The organism is Fulvitalea axinellae, from assembly GCF_036492835.1.
Taxonomy (GTDB): domain Bacteria; phylum Bacteroidota; class Bacteroidia; order Cytophagales; family Cyclobacteriaceae; genus Fulvitalea; species Fulvitalea axinellae.
Genome location: NZ_AP025314.1, coordinates 1842669 through 1858846, shown reverse-complemented (window position 1 = coordinate 1858846; position 16178 = coordinate 1842669). Strand labels below are relative to the sequence as shown.

Annotated in this window: 14 protein-coding genes; 7 read left to right on the top strand and 7 right to left on the bottom strand. The window is 47.4% G+C overall.

The window, feature by feature from the left end; translation table 11 throughout:
* Window positions 1-4: 4 nt before the first annotated feature.
* The gene (locus AABK39_RS07440) at window positions 5-1315 is read right to left on the bottom strand and encodes a hypothetical protein (RefSeq protein ID WP_338394290.1); all 1311 of its coding nucleotides are present in this window, start codon (window positions 1313-1315) and stop codon (window positions 5-7) included.
* A 307-nt stretch (window positions 1316-1622) separates the two neighbouring features.
* Between AABK39_RS07440 and AABK39_RS07435 the strand changes: the two genes are divergently transcribed.
* The 5 genes from AABK39_RS07435 (at window position 1623) to AABK39_RS07415 (ending at window position 8071) form a co-directional block, all read left to right on the top strand.
* Complete coding sequence (locus tag AABK39_RS07435; protein WP_338394289.1) at window positions 1623-2195, top strand: RNA polymerase sigma factor; 573 nt, start codon at window positions 1623-1625, stop codon at window positions 2193-2195.
* Window position 2196: 1 nt separating this feature from the next.
* Window positions 2197-3129 (top strand): energy transducer TonB, encoded by a 933-nt coding sequence (locus AABK39_RS07430; protein WP_338394288.1) that lies wholly within the window; start codon window positions 2197-2199, stop codon window positions 3127-3129.
* A gap of 6 nt (window positions 3130-3135) precedes the next feature.
* Window positions 3136-5604 carry a T9SS type B sorting domain-containing protein gene (locus AABK39_RS07425; protein ID WP_338394287.1) on the top strand — a complete coding sequence of 823 codons (2469 nt, stop codon included), beginning with the start codon at window positions 3136-3138 and terminating at the stop codon, window positions 5602-5604.
* A gap of 17 nt (window positions 5605-5621) precedes the next feature.
* Window positions 5622-7154 carry an OmpA family protein gene (locus AABK39_RS07420; RefSeq protein ID WP_338394286.1) on the top strand — a complete coding sequence of 511 codons (1533 nt, stop codon included), beginning with the start codon at window positions 5622-5624 and terminating at the stop codon, window positions 7152-7154.
* 122 nt (window positions 7155-7276) lie between these two features.
* A complete protein-coding gene (locus AABK39_RS07415; protein ID WP_338394285.1) occupies window positions 7277-8071 on the top strand; it encodes an RsiV family protein in 795 nt (264 codons plus the stop codon).
* A 2-nt stretch (window positions 8072-8073) separates the two neighbouring features.
* Here the strand turns inward: AABK39_RS07415 and AABK39_RS07410 are convergent, their stop codons facing one another.
* The 5 genes from AABK39_RS07410 to AABK39_RS07390 all read right to left on the bottom strand — a co-directional run bounded on the left by AABK39_RS07410 (window position 8074) and on the right by AABK39_RS07390 (window position 12890).
* Window positions 8074-8538, bottom strand: coding sequence for a hypothetical protein (locus tag AABK39_RS07410; RefSeq protein WP_338394284.1), 465 nt, complete (start codon window positions 8536-8538; stop codon window positions 8074-8076).
* 109 nt (window positions 8539-8647) lie between these two features.
* On the bottom strand, window positions 8648-10123 hold the full coding sequence (gene aldA / locus AABK39_RS07405) for an aldehyde dehydrogenase (protein ID WP_338394283.1): 1476 nt from the start codon (window positions 10121-10123) through the stop codon (window positions 8648-8650).
* An 82-nt stretch (window positions 10124-10205) separates the two neighbouring features.
* Complete coding sequence (locus AABK39_RS07400) at window positions 10206-10799, bottom strand: LutC/YkgG family protein (RefSeq protein WP_338394282.1); 594 nt, start codon at window positions 10797-10799, stop codon at window positions 10206-10208.
* Window positions 10783-12171: a lactate utilization protein B gene (locus AABK39_RS07395; RefSeq protein ID WP_338394676.1), complete on the bottom strand. Its 1389-nt coding sequence runs from the start codon at window positions 12169-12171 to the stop codon at window positions 10783-10785. The genes AABK39_RS07400 and AABK39_RS07395 overlap by 17 nt, the downstream gene beginning before the upstream one ends.
* A 2-nt stretch (window positions 12172-12173) precedes the next feature.
* Window positions 12174-12890, bottom strand: coding sequence for a (Fe-S)-binding protein (locus AABK39_RS07390; RefSeq protein ID WP_338394281.1), 717 nt, complete (start codon window positions 12888-12890; stop codon window positions 12174-12176).
* A 533-nt stretch (window positions 12891-13423) separates the two neighbouring features.
* Between AABK39_RS07390 and AABK39_RS07385 the strand changes: the two genes are divergently transcribed.
* Window positions 13424-14608 (top strand): pyridoxal phosphate-dependent aminotransferase, encoded by a 1185-nt coding sequence (locus tag AABK39_RS07385; protein ID WP_338394280.1) that lies wholly within the window; start codon window positions 13424-13426, stop codon window positions 14606-14608.
* A 1-nt stretch (window position 14609) separates the two neighbouring features.
* Window positions 14610-15476: a prephenate dehydrogenase gene (locus AABK39_RS07380; RefSeq protein WP_338394279.1), complete on the top strand. Its 867-nt coding sequence runs from the start codon at window positions 14610-14612 to the stop codon at window positions 15474-15476.
* Window positions 15477-15699: 223 nt separating this feature from the next.
* Here the strand turns inward: AABK39_RS07380 and AABK39_RS07375 are convergent, their stop codons facing one another.
* Window positions 15700-16173, bottom strand: a complete 474-nt coding sequence (locus tag AABK39_RS07375) for a Dps family protein (protein ID WP_338394278.1) — start codon at window positions 16171-16173, stop codon at window positions 15700-15702.
* Window positions 16174-16178: the final 5 nt, after the last annotated feature.

Here is a 16178-nt window from a genome sequence, read left to right as displayed (position 1 = left end):
GACTTTATGAGCGAACAGGCTGGCGCCCCACTTTTCCCGTAAGCCTATTATTCAACTTCGAAAACCATTTTGACGGTGCCAACCCTTGCTCCTCTCTTAACAAATTCATTCTTAACCCTACGGAATGATTTTTTCTGTTCCCCCAATGCTTTAGGTCCGGATCTTCCTCATACGCATGACTAGGCAATACGGGCATCTCCTCCAAAAAAGACTTGTTCTCCGAAAGATCGTGGTAGAACATATCCGCCAAGTTCAGAAAATACGGCGACGGCGTATAACCTCCCTCCGTAGTTTGGACTTCCGGCGTACTTTCGATATCCAGCCATTGGTCAATTTCTTCCTCTTCCACCGCATCGCTTTGCTTGTAAACACCTAATTCCAAGCCGGCCGCCGTTGTCGCTTTCGTGCTTTTGGGCCTTGGCCTGTAAGCTTCTTTGGTCGCTACCTGGATTTGTTCACTCCAAGAGGTATCATACCTTAAAAAGGCGGTATCCTTACAATCATAATTCAAGCCGTACAAACGCATCGGTTCCGGTCCGGATTTAAGTCCCAAATTATCCATTTCCCGGGTTCGCCGTGTAGCGTTCTTATATTTCGCATTCTTGAAATAGTCCGGCGAGGCTGTCGGGTATAGCATTGTCGGGTTCTTTTCCGCCTTCATCATTGCCCGGACTAGAGCCCTGCCGCGCTCCCCTTCCATAAGTCTGGCCAAGGCTGAATAGGTCCGGGAACGGAAACCCATATACACGAATCCGTCATAATCTCCCCCGCCCCGTTCGCTTATGCCTAAGGTCGGGCTCGCTCCCGTCAGCTCCGTCCAAAGCGCCTGCGTTTCCGGATCAGCGGGTCCTCCACCGGGAGTTTGGTCCGGCACCCACAACGGCTTTTTCTTATTGATAATCACCACCATCAATTTGGCGTGCTCTTCCTGTATTTCCCCCATCAGTTTAAACACCAAATTGTGCGTTCTCATTTCCGGAATGTCTTCCTTGATTCTCCGGTGCGCAATCGGGTTTTCATTGAACCAATGAAAGACCATCCTTTTAAGATCGTAAAGCAAAGAAAAACGTTCCTGAATATCCTGGTCATCCTCCACGCCCGGAACGGCGTGATAGCGCTGCAACAATCTGGCGAGAGCGTCGATATACGAAGGCATTCCCTTAGACATATCCGTTCCTGTAGAGACAAAAGCTTCCTCCAGTTGTCCCCGTGTCATCATGGCCTGCACTACGGTGCCCGGCGGAAAAACGGCGCGCCCGTGACCTCCGGACTGTCGATTGGAGGAAAATCGTTGTGGTGATCGGTGACGAAACATTGGAAGAAAGTATGTTAGCGGAACTCCCATGCTTGAAAATGGTTTATCCCGAAAACCTTTACCATCTAGTACATTTCAAGGCTAAAATCGGCGATAGTCTTTTCGGATTACCCAAAAGGTACTTTAGGATCACCAAAAGCGCTTTTTACCTTGAAACCTGGTTATTATTTTTTAAAAAGTAAGAAAATGTCCGGCTTAGCTGGAAACATCGGCGGTCAAAACGTAAAAACACGCTTAAAAACGCCCTGAAAGTGTAACTTCAAAGAAATACGGCATTATCACTATTGAAATCAATCAAAAAGTAAACGTGCTCAGTACTACTTTCAACAAAGAAGAAGAACAGATCATTGAGCAAGCAAAGAAGGATCCGGCCCATTTCAGGGAACTCTACGAGAAATACTTCGGAAAGATATTCAACTTTATCCACCGAAAGGTTTACGACGAGCATCTGGCGGCCGACATCACCTCACAAGTGTTTCTCAGCGCTCTGAACAGTCTTCATAAATACGAACACAGGGGATTCCCTTTTTCGGCGTGGCTTTACCGCATCGCACTGAACGAGGTGCGCCAACATTTCCGTGACAAGAAAAAACAGATGTACGTCTTCCTCGACGAGCAGACCCTCGGCAATTTGGAAAAAGACGTGGACCTGTGGTTCGACCCGGAAGACCCCAAAGACCGGAACATTCTGCAAGCCGCCGTTTCGGGACTGAATGAAAAGGACGCGTATTTACTGGAATTGCGATTCCAGCAGGAACTCAATTATCGCGACATAGGCGAAGTTCTCGGAACAAACGAGAACAACATCAAACAACGCGCCCACAGACTTTACAAAAAACTGCGCAAGGCCTGCGAGACCGCACAGTCCAAATACGCTTAAGATGAAATCAAGAAACAAACCTCACATCGTCGAATACGAATACCGGCCGGTCTCCGCAGAGAACATGAGAAAACACATGGACTTTGACAAGATTCTGGAACAACACGCCGCAACAGCTTCTGCTGTTCGGACGGAATCCATTTTCAAGTCTCCGTTTGCCATGATCTCTTACGGACTTATCGCCGGTGCCGCGACCACTCTGTTTTTTCTCGGCAAAGCGCCTGAGCCAGAGTTCACGCTTTCATCACCGGAACCAATCACTCTAAACGAGGAAAAAACCGGTTTGGAAATACCGGAAACCGAAACTTTAGAAATAAAAAAACAGGCTAAAGACATAAAACTCCACACGGAAGCAGAGACTCAGGAGAGCGAAAGTCCAAATGTTCCCAAAGTGGAAATTTTCGACAAGGCAATAAAGAAACAGGAAACATCCGCAGTCGCCGAAAGCGCCAAAGTTCCAGCGGCAGCAGACCATAGCGTCGAAGTCCAGAACGAAGATCAAGCAACCGAAGCCCAGATTGACAAGCCAGAAATAGCTTTGGAAACCGAAAGCCAAGAAGAAGAGGTGGAAATCCTTGCCGAACCACAGGAAACGGCAAAGGAAAATATCACATCGGCCTCACTAAACTCTGACGCCATGCCCGTGATTGGCTTCGACCGCTTTTACGCGTTTCTGGATACGGCGATTATTTACCCCGAAAAGCTTCGGAACAAACGCAAAATCGCTGACGAAGTAACCGTTCTGGCCGAATTCGATGTCGACGAGTTCGGCACTATCAAGAATATCAGTATCGGGAAAGCTCCGCACAAAGCGTTCAAGGAAGAGGCCGTCAGGATTTTGGAAACTATGCCAAAATGGAAACCGGCCATCGAGAACGGCAAAGCCGTAAGCTCTCGTTTTTCTCTGTCTTTCCAATTTTACAAAGAGAAGTAAAGCCCAATGAAAAAATTATTCTTCGCGCTTTTCCTTTTTTCCGTCGCCTTTTCGGCCGAATACGCCAGCGCCCAAGGTTTCCGCATTTATCCGGAGGAAAAACTTGACACGCCCCTGCCCCAAAACGCAATGTTGACGTGGATTGACCTGGACAATAACGGTTCCCTTGACATCTTGACGCACACCAGTGAAGGTTCGCAGATTTTCGCCTATTTTCTCGATCCCGTGGACTCTGTTTACAAACGGAAAGACATTACGCCTTCCAGACTCCGAATCAAAAACGATTTGCGTGTCTTTTTCGGGCAAACGAACAGGGACAACATACCCGACCTCTATTTTACGGGGACGGACCACGAAGGTCTATACGTTTTTCAAGCGTACGACGGCACGATAACAAACAACAAGGAAAAACCCGTGGAATACAGCCTCGGCTTCTCCGACATACTATTGATCTATACCAAACCGAAGAAGATCAAAAGCCTGGACTACAACCAAGACGGCAGGAACGATTTCGTGATGTTATGCGAAGACCAAACGATCAAAATCGCATCCATCGCACAAGATTCCACCGCTTCTATCCGATACATTGGGAATGCCGGAATCCAGGAAAATCTTTATCTCCGTGACCTCAACAATGACAACATTACGGATATCCTCTTGTCCGGAAAGGATAAATTCAATGGCCTGATTTCCGAAAAAGGATTTAAATTCTCAACCCTCCCTTTTCCGAATCCACACAAACTGGACGTTATCAGCTTTGAAGATTTCAACGATGATGGAATTCCTTCATTGGCATCCGTTACGGAAGATAATAGTATTAAAATCAGTTCCCTTCCCTATATGGCTGAAAAAATCATCCCGACTTCAGCCGATAATATCATCGACATCTTTTCTGCTGACTTTACTTCTGACGGCAGAAGCGACATATTGGTCTTTTCGGAAAACCAGAACCCATTGCTTCTTATTTATGATCCCGTCACGGATTCATACACGGAAACCATTCTGGCTCCTGACACGGATTTGAAAGGCTTTAAAGGATACCCAGCGGACATCAACAACGACCGGGATTTGGACATCCTTTTGGTCAAAGGGACCGAAACACATATTATCGAAAACCTGGCTCCCGAGAACAAACCTCCGCATATTGGAATTTCCGATATTACGACAGCGTTTGAAGAAGATACCGTATCAATTTTCATTAAAGGATCGGTAACGGATGAAACTCCTAAAGAGGCTTTATCTTACGAATATCGTATCGAATTGCTGGAGCAACCATTGGATGAAAAGTTCTTCCGCCAAGGATATTACTTCCTCCACCCTAGTTTGGAAAAACGGAGACAAATAACCGGCAGAGGCAGGCTTGACGGTATGTCCAAAATCACGATTGAGGATTTTACTATAAAGGGAGATTATCTAATTAGAATAGAAGCCGTAGACAACGCGTTCAATATCAGCCAATGTACGGGAGCATGCGGTGGAGGCTATACATTTATTTTCGGGCTTAACACCGAATACCTGTTTCATTGCCCCGGAGACATGATGACGCTAAAAGTACCTGACGTTACTGTATTAGCCGATTGGTACTCGAGTGTCGACGGAGTTTTAGGCCAACATGTCACCTTACAAAAGCAAGCCTCGGAAAATGAAATTATATACGCCAGATACAAAGATAGTTCGGGGACTCCGAAAAATTTTCGCTGGCAAGTAACAGTCCCCGACGGCACAAAACCCACATTCTTCGATGATGAACTGAAAGTTTGCCTTGGTGGGAGCGCAAAACTACCGGTCGGGCCGAAACCGGAGATCTACTCTTGGGAAAACACCGCAACCGGCGCAGAAGGAACCGACCCGAACATAACCGTTGACCACAAAGACGTACAACACTACAAAATATGGTTCGACAATAACTTGAAGTGCTTCTACGGCCAGGTAAGAGTGCAGGGTCAACAACCGGACGTTAGCATTTCACCCCAAAACCCGACTATCGATTACGGATCTACCGTTGACCTGAAAGCTTCGGGAGCCTCAACCTATATTTGGGAGCCCGCCAACGGATTAGAAGACTCTGAAGGCGCCATAGTAACAGTATCGCCAACAGAAGACACGAAATACAGCGTAACAGGCACAGACAACCTCGGCTGTAAAAACTCTGACGAAACTACCGTTACGGTAAAACACTCGCTTCATATCCCGAATATGTTCTCGCCGAACGATGACGGCCGCAACGAACAGTTCAAAGTATACGGCAATGCGGTAACGCAAAACTTCCGTTTGCGGATTTTCAACAGGCAGGGAATCCTGATGTATGAGACTAACGACTTGCAAGAAGCTCGATCCCAAGGCTGGAACGGCACCAAAGACGGACAGAAACAACCCGCCGGGATTTACTACTGGAAACTGGAAGGCAAATTTGAAAGCGGAAGAGATCTTAACGCCGAGGGCGAAACCACAGGCCCGATAAGACTTATCCGCTAACCGACACACTCACTCCAATGAAGAAATTTATCTTAACGGCCTTTACGGTCATTTTGTCCCTGCTTTCGGGTTATGCCCAAAGACTGGATTTTTCGCTCTTCGACCAAAACAAGAGTCGGGTAAACCCAGCCTTGGGCGTATCAAACTACGCTGTGGGCAACTTAATATATCGCAACCAATCCATGACACCCGGTTTCAACGTAAATGCTGTTGGAGCTGGGTACTCCCACCCCTTTCTGTTGCGCAAAAAACCGTTTGGAAGCGTCGGCTTTAATGTGATCAATGACCGCACGGCCGGAGACGGCGCCCTTTCCAACCAAGAATACCAGCTGTTTCTTGGAACAGGCCTGACATTGACCAAAAAGTCGTACGTCAGCTTTGCCCTTTCAGGAACGTCTCATATCCAGAAACTGAACCCGAAAAACATCGTGACCGGGTCCCAATATATCGACGGATTCGGATTTGGCAGGGACCTGCCGATTAACGAGCCCGGACTGGATTTTTCGAAGACGTTTTTCGGGATAGGAGCCGGATTCGCCTATACGCTTTATGACAAAAAGGAGGACATTATTCTCCAAGTCGGACTTTCAGGACACGACCTTAACTCTCCCGACGCCTCATGGATGGAACAGGATTACAGTTATCCCTCCACCACTTCGCTTTATGCGAAATACAGGGCGTTCAAAAACAGGGATTGGGCCATTTATCCGCAAATTTTGATAAGCAACCAAGCCGGAAACACCCGGGCGCAAATTGGCGGGGAAGTATCGCGAAGCTTGAGACATTTACGCCTTCCCGGCAATATGTATAACGCAAAGGCCGTAGCCGGATTAGCCTACAGCACATCATATGGCCCGCACGCACGCATAGGGCTCGATTGGAACAAATGGAGCGTCAGAGTTGGGCAAGATATCCCAATCGAAGGCGCAACCAACGCCGTAAATTCCGCCACGGAAATCTCGCTTGTTTACAGAAGGCAAGTGCAGAAACTCTCCCACTTAAAATGGAAAGATAGAAAGAAAAGGAAATCAAGACCGAAAACAGGAAAAAAACACCGGGCAAGAGCGCAACTCAAGCCAGTCAAAAAAACTGCGGATACATCCAACACCACAGAAACAGAAACCGAGAATAAAGAAAGACAAAGTGCCGAACCGAAAATCGAAAAACCGGAAATAACTCCCGAAACCAAACTTCCAAAAGCCGGAACACCTCCCGAGAAACGTCTCTTGGCAAATATCCGATTCTCCTTCGATGAGTCTGACCTGAACGACGAGGGAAGGATGAACTCCATAAAAGCCTTGGTCAGCTTAATGGGAAAAACCGGCAAAATAACGCTGATCGGCCACACCGATAACATAGGCGAGGCCGAGTATAATCACAAATTGGGACTGGAACGAGCCAAAGCCGTAAAAATCATCTTCCAACAACTGGGCATAAGCCCCGACCGGATTTCCACGGAAAGCAAAGGCGAGACCGAACCGCTAAAACCAAATGACAGTCCGGAAAACAGATATACGAATAGACGAGTTGAAGTAATGATTCAAGACTAGAAAAAGTATTAATCGGAAGAATACCATAATATGACCTCGGTAAATTCCGCACGTTTGATTTATGCCAGAGTAAAGTCTAACTTTCTCTGGCATATTTCTTTCGAAAAAGCAAGACACTACAAATGGGATCATTCTTACGCCTTGCCGTCTTAGGCCTCTTTATTTCGCTTGTCTTCGGTTGCTCTAAAAAATCGGAAAAATCAGAATCGAAAATCAATGAAAACCAGATTATAGAGGGGCCGGAAAATATCGCTTACAAAATCGTTAGTTTTGAAAAAAAGCATTTGGACCAACCTCCTCTCCTAACCATAACCGTAAGTTATCCAGAGTTCGTTTCGGCCAATTCCCAGAAAACACGCGACAACATCAATCAGAAAATCGCCTCCCATTTCGGCGCAAGCGACATCAACGAAATCGAAACCAAAATTGACAAATACATCGGGCTGTATAAAAGATTCAGGAGAAAAAAAGGAATCGACAGCCTGAGCAAACACACTTCTAATTTTTACGAGAGGGTGCTCTACCTAAGCCCAAACGCACTTAGCCTTTCCTTTGAAAGCAACGGACTGAACAGCGAAAGACAATTCGAAAGGTTGCGTCTTTTCCTTTTGGACCCGAAAACCGGGAAAAGCCAGACACTGGACAACTTCCTGAAACCCGGATACGACGAAAAGCTCACAAACCTCGGAGAATCAATATTCAGAAAAAAACAAGGCCTTACGACCGACGAGAATCTATTCAAAGCCGGTTTTCTATTTGAGGGCAACAGGTTCTATCTTTCCGACAATTCCGCACTGACCGAAGACGGAATTCTGTTTTACTACAATCCGGGAAAAATAACGGACAACATGGTCGAAGGCTACGAGCTTAAGATACCATTGGATAGCCTCCAGACATTGATCCAAAAAAAATGGTGACTTTATAAAGCCACCTCTTCTTTTCTGGCAAAGATCTCATACCTTGCCCGGACTTCCTCGTTTTCACGTATGGCCCGCCGTATCATATTAAATTTTTCAATTCCCAATTCAGACACCAAAAGCTCCGTCTTGACAATCCTTAAAGAATCCTGATAGCTTTCGTAACACTCTTCCAAATGCCTGAAGGCAGACAACTCGTCAGCGGTTACCTTATCGGCTAATGAGCCTTGGTCTTTTGCCATCGACCTGATCTCAAGAAATCGTTTTCCCGAGGCCATCAGCGGGTCCGACACCACCAAATCACGGTATTCAGCCATCAGCTTACTTTTCAGGCTATTCACAGAGTCTTCGATGCCTACATACAGCTTAAGGTCGGTGTCGTCGACTAACGAAGGCACACTCTGAGAAAAAACGGCGCTTTTCGCCGCTAAAAAGAGAATCAAGGTTAAAATCGGGGCAGATTTCATTTGCACTGTTTTATTTCGTTTCGGTAAAAATACGGATTTGAGCCAAACCGCAAAAACAATGGACGGTTCCGCTGTCCGGAAACCGCCCATCGCTTAACGAAATAACGCATCAATGCCTTTCCCAGTATATCATTCTGGTCTGTAAATACTCTTCCATTCCGTGTTTGCCGTCCGCTCCGCCAATTCCCGACTTTCTCCATCCAGCGTGGAAGCCTTGGATAGCCTCAAAGTTGTGGCGGTTGATATATGTCTCGCCAAACTTGATCTCGTTTACGGCCTTCATCGCTTTGTTGGCGTCTTGGGTATAAACCGAAGAAGTCAGACCGTACTCGCTGTCATTAGCCAAAGCGATCGCCTCATCAAAATCCTTAACCTTAACGACAGGAAGAACGGGGCCGAAAACTTCTTTCTGAATAACTTCCATTTCCTGACGGCAATTCGCCAAAACCGTAGGCTGAAAGAAGAAGCCGGTCTCGAAACGATCGTCACGGGCACCGCCAGTCAGAACCTCACATCCTTCCTCAACGGCACGGGCTACCATAGCCTCGATTTTCTCCAATTGCTGAAGCGAGATTTGGCTACTCATATCAGGCGTATCTTCGGCCAAAGCGTCACCCACTTTCACCTCGCTCATGCGCTTAACGAGCATTTCCATAAACTGCTCGTAAACGTCTTCGTGCACGTATACGCGCTCGGCGCAGTTACAAACCTGCCCGCTGTAAATCACGCGCGAGTTAACGATCGCCGTAACGGCCAATTCCAAATCGGCGTCTTCGCATACGATTGCCGGAGCTTTTCCGCCAAGTTCCAAATTCACTTTCGTGATATTCGGAGCGCAAGCGGCCATCACTTTTTCGCCCGCTTCCACGCTTCCGGTCAAGCTTACCAGACCCGTGATCGGGCTACTGGCCAAAGCGTGTCCGCAATCGGAACCCCAACCGCAGATTACGTTCAATACGCCTTTCGGCAAACCAATACCTTGGATCAACTCCACAAAACGCATAATCGTGTTCGGAGCGAATGAGCTAGGCTTAATTACGCTGGTGTTGCCCGTAACCAAAGCCGGAGCCACTTTTCTGGCCATTACGAAAAACGGGAAGTTCCAAGGGCAAATACCCACGGTCACCCCTATCGGCATTTTATAGAGGTAAATATTCTCTTTAGGGTTGTCGCTCTGGATGATTTCGCCTTCCACGCGACGCGCCCAACCGGCGTTATAATCAAAATATTCGGCCGTCACGTCGATTTCCACTTGGGCCAAAGGAAGGATCTTGGCTTGTTCTTTAGCCAAAATCGTCGCCAGCTCCACTCTGTTCTCACGGGTAATTCTGGCCATTTCTTTCAAATAACCAGCCCTTTCGCAAGCGGCGAGTTTCGCCCAAGCGTCTTGCGAGTTGCGGGCGGCTTCCAACGCCAAACGGGCGTCTTCGGCGTCCCCGTTGGCCACTTGGCTAAGCACCTCTTCCGTACAAGGGTTGATTACGTCATAATAAGATCCCGAATTCGTATCGACAAATTCGCCGTTGATAAACTGCTTGTAAACCTTTACGTCCTCGGCTACGGACGATTGAGTTTGATTGGTCATGTTGGAAATCATTTAGGGTTTGAAAAATAGATTTCGATGTCCTAACATTCCGAAAAGAAAGTCAGGACACATTTACAGGTAGCTATTTCGATTTAGTTTTAATCACAAAAATAGAAAGGGTTTTGGCCCCGTGAGCTCCGAGCACAAGCGATTGCTCGATATCCGCGGTTTTGGACGGTCCGGACAAAAACAAGCCGAAACCACCGCCATCCATTCCCGAAAGCTTGGAGTAAGCTTCGTGCATATCCGCCACGATTTCGTCATCGGAAACGACGATAGCCACCCTTTCAGCCAAACACATCAAGGCCCTGGCAGGCAAAACAGTTTCATCCAGCCAAACGGCTCCGTTTTCGGCCACCATAAATTTGCCATTCAGGATCACCAAATCGATTCCGTCCAATAATGATGGCGATTGGAGTTCCTCGACAGAAAGCTCCCGATCGTTTGGCCCGAAAGCCCAAAGCGCAGACTCCGGCGAAGCGAAAACCTCATTGATTTTCTCTTCCAGGCTATTTTCATCCACCAAAAAAGAAGAACCGCCGGCCATTTCCAGATTCTCGGAGAAACGATGTAATAAATCGCTCTCTTGCTTCGCAAAATCCGGTATTGCCGGACACGGAACCGCTTCCGGCTTATTCCGGCTTACCCTCGACAGTATTCTATTTCGCGTTTCCATTTTCGCTCTCTTGTTGTTCGTACTCCTTATACCATTCTCCAAAAGTCTGCTTAGGCACTTCCGGCATTTCCCTCTCCTTCCCCCAAGGGTTCCAAGGGCCGTAAACAATACCGCGAGGCACTACTTTCAAAGCCCAAGCTCCCGCTTTTCCAGCCATCTCAAACGCCTTTGGGCTAGCCATTATCTTGGACATCCCTCCCATCATCATTCTTTTGGAAGCCGGCAAATATTTCTCTTTCGCCACAATCTGACGCCACTTATAAAGCTGTGTGTGAATGTCGATTTTGACCGGGCAAACATCGGAACAAGATCCGCACAGCGTGGAGGCGTAAGGCAACGAAGCGTGTTTTTTCAAATCAATTCCGGGCGAAAGAATCGCTCCGATAGGCCCGGGAATAACCGAACCGTAAGAGTGGCCGCCACTTCTGCGGTAAACGGGGCAAGTGTTCAGGCAGGCGCCGCAACGGATACACTTCAGCGAAGCCCGGAAATCTTCCCTACCGAGTTGTTTCGAGCGCCCGTTGTCCACGATTACGATATGGATTTCGGCTCCTTTCCTCGGTTTGGAAAAATGTGAACTGTAAGTGGTAACAGCCTGTCCTGTAGCATTTCGGGCCAACATTCTCAGAAAAACGCCGAGATGCTCGCGCTTCGGAAGAATCTTCTCGATCCCCATACAAGCGACGTGGACCTTCGCCAAATGGGCGCCCATATCGGCGTTTCCCTCGTTGGTACACACCACAAACTCACCAGTTTCGGCTATGGCGAAATTCACGCCCGTAATTGCGCCGTCCGCTTCCAAAAACTTTCGGCGCAGATCTTTTCTGGCTTCTCCCGTCAGGTAGCTCGGATCGTTGTTTCCGGCCTCCGTCCCCATTTTTTCCCAGAAAAGCTCGCCTACCTGCTCTTTGGTTTTGTGAATCGCCGGCAAGACGATATGACTTGGCGGTTCGTGTGCCAGCTGAACAATCCGCTCGCCCAAATCGGTATCCACCACATCAATTCCCGACGCTTCGAGAAACGGGTTCAGCCCGCATTCTTCGGTAAGCATCGACTTGCTTTTCACTACTTTCCGAACATTGTGGGTTTCCAAAATTTGACGTACCAAATGGTTATGGTCCTCCGCCGTTTCGGCCCAATGCACTTTTATACCGTTTTCGGTAGCTTTTCGCTCAAATTCTTCCAAATACTCATCAAGCCTGGACAGCGTATGCGCCTTGATGCCGGAAGCTGTCTCGCGCAGGCTTTCCCATTCCGGCAGTTTGTTTACCGCTTTGTCACGCTTCGCCCGCACAAACCAAAGCGCTTTGTCGTGGCTATCGACGGCTTTTTCATTTTTGAGAAACTCACCGGCATTTTTCGCATGCAACATCTTCATAGCGCCTCGTTTATAATTTCGGCAATGTGCATCACCTTGATTCCGGATTTTTTCCGATCGATCAACCCCTTCAAATGCATCAGGCAGGACATATCGACGGCTGTCAATACTTCCGTCCCGCTTCTCTCGTGATCGGCCAAACGGTCCTTGCCCATTTTGGCGGAAACATCAGCCTCGTCCACACAAAAGGCGCCTCCAAAACCGCAACACTCATCCTTGCGCTCCAACTCCACCAGCTCAAGACCCGGGATTCCGGCCAAAAGCGATCCAGGTTTGGAAAAACACTCACTGACAGTCTCAGAAGAAGATCCCAATCTCAAGTTTCTCAACCCGTGGCAACTTTGGTGCAACCCCACTTTCCAATCAAAAGTCCCGGAATAGTCGGGCATCTCCGCCACATCGCTCAAAAATTCGGACAATTCATAAATACGGCGCTCGCCTTCTTTCTCGCCATGGTGCTCTACGGCGTAATCAACGCAACTACCGCTCGGGCCAACCACGTAATCATAATCCGCAAACAAATCGTCGAAATGGTCGGCCACCTCTTTAGCCTCGGCCTCAAAACCGGAATTTCCAAGAGGTTGGCCACAACAGGTTTGGCCGGATGGGACTTCAGGCTCGTAACCGAGTTTTTTCAAAACCTGGAATGTCGAGATCGCCACTTTCGGAAAAAAACGGTCGACATAACAGGGAACAAATAAAGCGATCCTCATAAAAACCTATACTATGCTATACTGTGCTATAAACCTGCGAAAAATACTATTCCAATCCAAAAAACAACTAAATAAAATCCTTCCACCTTTCCAAAAACCGAAGATCAAACAATGGGTAAAATCCATAGGCCAGTAGCTTCCAGTTTCCTTCTCTAACTCTTAGTTTATATTCATAATCGGTACCCTAGAGAAAAATACAGGACAGAACTCCATTAATAAGGAAGCAATGAACACAAAGCTTCTTTAAGGATTTATTAATAATATGTATTGAAAAATATATTTGCATCAAAAAAAACAGAAGACCATTGGTTTTAACAAAATGACTGACTACTTTTGGGTCCAGATACATCTATCGATGCTGAGCTTTACGACTACATATCGCAAGCACTACTGCTACCAGTATTTTTATTACTGCGCTTATTATTATCAAGCGTAATCGGCATCTCTTACCCTACAGTTTCCTATCCTTTATGCCCGGTTTCGCGAATCGAAATCCGGTACCGTCTAGTCTTGACCTAACTACAAATACAGCAATGATTATCAGCAGAGCCAACCGCTTGAACCGCGTAAAAGAGTACTACTTCTCAGCAAAGCTGCAGGAGGTACGCCAACTGGCCGAACGCGGGTTCGACGTGATTAACATTGGCATCGGAAGCCCCGATTTGGCACCGTCGCAAGAGACCATCTCGACGTTGCAACAGGAAGCCGCAAAACCACAAAACCACGCTTATCAGCCTTACCGAGGCTTGCCGGAATTGCGCGAATCGATTTCCAAATGGTATCTGCGATATTACGGTGTCAAACTCGACGCCACCAACGAAATTCTTCCACTGATGGGCTCCAAGGAAGGAATCACGCATATCTCGCTGGCTTTTCTCAATCCCGGCGACGAGGTTTTGGTTCCGGAACTCGGTTACCCCGCGTACCGCTCTGTTTCGGAAATGGTAGGTGCCACAGTTCGTGAATTTCCGATGGTGGAAGGCACTTGGGAACCTGATTTCGACAAGCTCGAAACCATGGACCTGGCCAAGGTGAAAATCATGTGGATAAATTACCCGAACATGCCTACCGGAGCGCCAGCCAGCGCCAGCTTGTTTGAGAAATTGGTGGCTTTCGCCAAAAGAAAAAGAATTTTGCTTTGCCATGACAATCCGTACAGCCTGATTCTAAACGAGAAAAAACCGATCAGTATCCTAAGCGTTCCGGGTGCGAAAGAAGTGGCCGTTGAACTCAACTCCATGAGTAAGTCGCACAATATGGCCGGATGGAGAATTGGATGGATCAACGGCGCAACCGATTACCTTGACGAAATCATCAAGATAAAAAGTAACGTGGATTCGGGCATGTTCCTGCCTATTCAGAAGGCGGCGGCAAAAGCCCTTTCGAATTCCGAAGGGTGGCACAAAAGCCAGAATAAGATTTACGCCGACAGAAAAGTGGTGGCCGAAGAAATTCTGGACAGCCTGGGTTGCGAATACTCAAAAGGACAAACGGGAATGTTTCTCTGGGCGAAAATCAACGACTCGATAGAAAGTGCCGAGAAACTTGTGGATCATCTGCTTTACGAATACCATGTTTTCCTGTCACCCGGATTTATTTTCGGAGAAAAGGGAGAGCGCTATATCCGCATCTCGCTTTGTACGCCCGAAGACAAACTGCGCACGGTATTGGGCAGGCTGTCGAAATTCAATCTCAACCAAGTGAAAAAAGCCGCCTAAGATGAATGTTTGCGTAGTTGGACTAGGATTGCTGGGAGGATCGTTTGCCCTTGCAATGAAAGAGAAATTTCCCGAGACTAATATAATAGGAGTAGATAAAAACCCGGAAAATGCGGACAAGGCTCTAAAGTTGGGCATCGCCGACGAGATCAAGGAATATGATGAAGGCATTTCCACTTGCGATTTGGCCGTTTTGGCCACGCCCGTAAACGTCATGCACCGCCAACTTCCCGAAGCGCTGGACTTATTGGACGAAAAAGCGATACTTATCGACTTCGGTTCCACTAAAGAGGCGCTGTGTGAAATAGCCGAAAACCATCCGAAACGAGGACGTTATGTGGCCCTCCACCCCATTGCCGGTACGGAGAACTCTGGCCCCGAAGCCGCTTTCGCCCATTTGCTTCACAACAAGATGATGATTTTCTGCGAAGTCAACCGAAGCGACAAAGACGCCGTGGACTTGAACAAGCGGATTTTCAAAAGCATGAATATGCACCTTTCTTATATGGGCGCCGCCGAACACGACCTGCATATCGCTTACGTTTCGCACTTGAGCCATATCAGCTCGTTCGCTTTGGGGCTAACGGTTTTGGAAAAGGAGAAAAACGAGAAGAACATCTTCAATATGGCGGGTTCGGGTTTTTCCTCCACAGTCAGGCTTGCCAAGAGTTCGCCGGAAATGTGGGCCCCGATTTTCAAACAAAACGGGGAAAATATCTCCGAAGCGTTGGACGCCTACATCCAAAAGCTTGTCGAGTTCAAGGAAATAATAGATAACCGCAACGACGGCGAGAGCCTCAAAGAAATGCGGAAAGCGAACGAAATACGAAGGGTTTTGGCTGGTATACAAAAGAAAAAAGTCAGCTAAAAACCAAAAAAAGAGCTGTCAACGGACATATTTTGCCGAGTAGTCCGTGACAGCCTTTCCATAATCGCCGGCTACCCCAATTGTTAAGTACCATGCATTGCGGGGTAGCCTTTTTCGAAACCTTCTAAAGGTTATATCGCAGTGAAGCTATAATACGACTTTTGGGGCAATCCTCAAAATCAGTGTGCTTTTTTTTGTCTACCACCCCGTCTCGTGAAAACGTCTAGGACAGATGCGCCCGAAGCATCCAAGCGATTTTTTCATGCGCTTCCATCCATTGGATGAAATAGTCGTTGGTACCAGCGTCTTTGTATTTATCCAATACCTCATCAGCGTGAGCGCGCAGATAACGGATCAGAGTTTCGTGGTCGTTAACCAAATTCGCTATCATTTCTTTTACATCCTTCGCCTCGTCATCCTCCACCATATTTGTCAATTTCTGAAATGCTGAGAGGCTTCCTATAGCGTATTCGCCGATATGGAGGTTACGCTCGGCGATTTCGTCTATCAGTTCCAACTGTTGTTCCGCCAGTTCGTCAAGGAATTTATGAAGAGAAATAAACTCCATGCCCCCCATATTCCAATGGTACTTTTTGGTCTTGATATAAAGTGCGAACTCATCAGCCAACACCGTATTCAGGAGCATGGCCACTTCTTTTCTGTGTTCGGGCAACATCCCGATGTTAGTCTTTTTCATAAAAC